Genomic DNA, 3845 nt, shown 5'->3' on the forward strand with positions numbered 1-3845 from the left:
CCCCCGGGGCTTCGAGGGCTGGCTGGAGTACGCCACCGACCTCTTCGACGCGGACACCGTGGCCCGCCTCGCCGGGCACCTGCGCGTGCTGCTGGAGGCCGGGGTCGCGGACCCTTCACGCACCGTGGACGCGCTGCCTTGGCTGGACGCCTCGGAAGCGGAACACCTGCGAGCGCTGTCACGGGGACCCGACATCGAGTACCCGTCGGACGCCACCGTCTCCGCGCGCTTCGCGGCGCAGGTGGCCCGCACCCCTGACGCCGTGGCGCTCGTCGCTGGGGAGACGCGGCTGACCTACCGGGAGCTGCGCGCGCGGCCCGGGCCCTGGCGCACACGCTGAGACAGCGTGGCGTGGGGCCGGAGTCCGTCGTGGGCCTCTGCGTGGACCGCACGGTGGAGCTGGCCGTGGGGCTGCTCGGCATCCTGGAGGCGGGCGCGGCCTACCTGCCGTTGGATCCGGCGTACCCGGCGCCGCGGCTGGCCGCGATGTGGGAGGACTCCGGGGCGAAGGTCCTCGTGAGCCCCCGGCACCTGGAGGACGTGGTCGCGGTGCCGGCCGAGCGCAGGCTCTTCCTCGAAGACGTGGACCCTTCGGTGGGTGGGGACTTCGTGCGGTCCGCGAGTGACGCGCGGACGCTTGCCTACGTCCTCTACACGTCCGGTTCGACGGGGCGGCCCAAGGGCGTGGGCGTGCCGCACCGGACGGTGATGAACTTCTTCCGCGCGATGGATGCGCACGTCTCGCCGTGCCCCGGCACGTGGCTGGCGATGACGAGCATCTCCTTCGACATCTCCGTGCTGGAGCTGCTCTGGTCCTGGACGCGCGGCTTCCAGGTGGTGCTCGCGCCGACGGGCCTGGAGCCCTCCGCGCTCGCGGAGACGCTGGAGCATCACGCCGTCACCCACTTCCAGTGCACGCCGTCCTACGCGCGCGCCCTCGTGGAGGAGCCCCGCGCGCTGCACGCGCTGGGAGGTCTGCGGCAGTTGCTCGTGGGCGGCGAAGCGCTCCCGGGCGGCCTGGCCACGCTGTTGTGGGCTCACGTCCCGACCCTGCTCAACATGTACGGGCCCACCGAGACCACGGTGTGGTCGTCCATGCATCGCGTCGAAGCGGCCACGACCGGAACGGTGTCGCTGGGACGGCCGCTGGCGAACACCGGGCTCTACATCCTGGATGCCCGGCTGCAGCCGGTACCGGTCGGTGTCCCCGGAGAGCTGTTCATCGGCGGTGAAGGCGTGGTGCGCGGCTACCTGGGCCGCCCGGACCTCACGGCCGAGCGCTTCGTGCCGGACGCGTTCCGCGACGAGCCGGGCACGCGGATGTACCGCACGGGCGACCGGGCCCGCTGGCTCGCGGATGGGACGCTGGAGTTCCTGGGCCGCATCGACCATCAGGTGAAGCTGCGCGGCTTCCGCATCGAACCGGGCGAGATCGAGGCCGCGCTCCGCACGCACCCCGAGGTCCGCGAGGCCGTGGTCGCCGTGCGCGAGGACGTGCCCGGCGAACAGCGCCTCGTGGCCTACGTCGTCCCTGCCTCCGTGGACGCGGACGCGCTGCGCGAACACCTGCGCTCCCGCCTCCCCGGATACATGGTGCCCTCGGCCTTCGTCGGCCTGGGCGCCCTGCCCCTCACGCCCAACGGCAAGGTGGATCGCCGCGCCCTGCCCGCCCCCACGTCCGCTCCCACTACCGGGGATGCCGGTCCCCTGACGCCGCTCCAGGAGAAGCTGGCCGCGCTGTTCCAGGACGTGCTGCACGTGGAGCGCGTGGGCGCGCACGATGACTTCTTCGCGCTCGGGGGGCATTCACTGCTGGCCACCCAGCTCATCACCCGCGTGGGCGCCCGCTTCGGCGTGGACCTGCCCGTGCGCGCGCTGTTCGACGCGCCCACCGTGGCGCGGCTCGCGGAGCGCATCGAGGCGCTTCCCTCGCGGCATCCCGCCGACCCCATCCCCACCGTGTCGCGGGACGGGGCGCTGCCACTGTCGTTCGCGCAGCAGCGCATGTGGTTCCTGGACCGGCTGGAGCCCGGTCAGGCCCTCTACAACATCCCCCTGGCCCTGCGGCTCTCCGGTCCCCTGGACGTGGAGGTGCTGCGCCGCGCCTTCGCGGAGGTCGTCCGCCGGCACGAACCGCTGCGCACCACGTTCGAGGAGCGCGATGGCCAGCCGCTCCAGCGCATCCACGCTCCGCCGTCGGAGTGGCCCCTCCCGGTGGAGGCCCTTCCCGAAGGCGACGCGCGCGAGGCCACCCTGCGGCAGCGCATGCGCGAGGACGCGACGTGGCCGTTCGACCTGGGCACGGGCCCGCTGCTGCGCACGCGGCTGCTCCGGCTGGCTCCGGACGAACACGTGCTGCTGCTGTGCATGCACCACATCGTCACGGATGGCTGGTCCATGGGCGTGCTCGTGCACGAGGTGGGCAGCCTCTATTCAGCGCTCGCGCAGGGACGGCCGTCGCCGCTGCCGGCGCTGGAAGTGCAGGCCGCGGACTTCGCCGCATGGCAGCGCCAGCAGGAGGACTCCGAGACTTCGCGAGCCCACCTGGGCGCGCTGCGCGAGTCCCTGAAGGACGTGCCCGTGCTCACCCTCCCCGCCGCGCAGGGGCTGCCCGGGACGCGGTCGAAGCGTGGGGACACGCACGTCTTCACGCTGCCCGCGGCCTGGTGCGCTCGCTGGAGCAGGTGGGCCGCGCGCATGACGCCACGCTGTTCATGGTGCTGATGGCCGGCTACCAGGCCGTGCTGTCGCGCTACTCCGGACAGGACGACTTCGCCGTGGGCACGCCCGTGGCCCACCGCACCCGGCCGGAGCTGGAGCCCCTCATCGGCGTGTTCCTCAACACGCTGGTGCTGCGCGCGCGCCTGGACGGAGCGCCCCGCTTCTCCGCGCTCCTGGACCGCGTGCGCGAGTCCTCCCTGGCAGCGTTCGCGCACCAGGACGTGCCCTACGAACAGCTCGTGGAGGCGGTGGCGCAGGCGCGCGGCGGTGACCGGACCCCGCTGTTCCAGGTGATGTTCGTGCTGCAGAACGCGCCGCTGTCCGCGCCAGCCCTGCCCGGCGTCCGCGTGGAGCGGCTGCCTACCTCGACAGAGACCGCGCGCTTCGACCTCATCCTGTCGCTCACCGCGCAGGACGGCGGGCTGGAGGGCACGCTCGAATACAGCCGCGACCTCTTCTCCGCGGACGCAGCGGCGCGGTTCGCCACGCACCTCCGGGTGCTGCTGGAGGCCGTGGCCGCGAGGCCGCGACACCCGTGCGTCTGCTGCCCCTGATGGACGCGGCGGAGCGCGAGCAGGTGCTCAAGGACTTCAGCGCGCCGGACGTCCGGCCGCTGCGCGAGCCGCCCCTGCTGGACCTCTTCGATGCGCAGGTCCGCCGTGCCCCCGACGCCATCGCCGTGGAGCACGAGGGCCGCACGCTCTCGTACTCGGCGCTGGAGGCGCGCGCGAACCAGCTGGCGCGGCACCTGCTGGCCCGGGGGCTCCAGCCCGAGGGCCGCGTGGGCCTTTGCGTGGAGCGCGGCCTGGACCTCGTCGTGGGCATGCTCGGCATCCTCAAGGCGGGCGGCGCCTACGTGCCGTTGGATCCGGCCTATCCGGCGTCGCGGCTGACGTTCATGTTCCAGGACGCGGGGCTGTCGCTGGTGGTGACGGAGCGCTCACTGCCGGAGGCCGTCCAGGACCGGGCCTGGCCCACGGTGAGCCTGGAGGCCGACCGCGACGAGCTCGCGCGCCAGGACATGTCCTCCCCGGGCGTGCGGCTGCTGCCCAACCAGCTGGTCTACGTCCTCTACACGTCGGGCTCCACGGGCACGCCCAAGGGCGTGGGCATCACGCACCACT

Annotated in this window: 2 protein-coding genes and 1 pseudogene; all 3 read left to right on the forward strand. The window is 73.3% G+C overall.

The window, feature by feature from the left end; genetic code table 11:
• On the forward strand, positions 1 to 340 hold a 340-nt coding region (locus tag ACLEQD_RS38770; RefSeq protein ID WP_410390908.1), incomplete at its 5' end, for a hypothetical protein.
• Between the two features lie 29 nt (positions 341 to 369).
• A pseudogene (locus tag ACLEQD_RS38775) lies at positions 370 to 3275 on the forward strand (amino acid adenylation domain-containing protein).
• Positions 3257 to 3845, forward strand: a 589-nt coding sequence (locus tag ACLEQD_RS38780) for an AMP-binding protein (protein WP_410390910.1), incomplete at its 3' end; no start/stop codon positions are given. The pseudogene ACLEQD_RS38775 and the gene ACLEQD_RS38780, both read left to right, overlap by 19 nt.

The sequence above is a fragment of the Corallococcus sp. 4LFB genome (assembly GCF_046520365.1).
GTDB lineage: Bacteria > Myxococcota > Myxococcia > Myxococcales > Myxococcaceae > Corallococcus > Corallococcus caeni.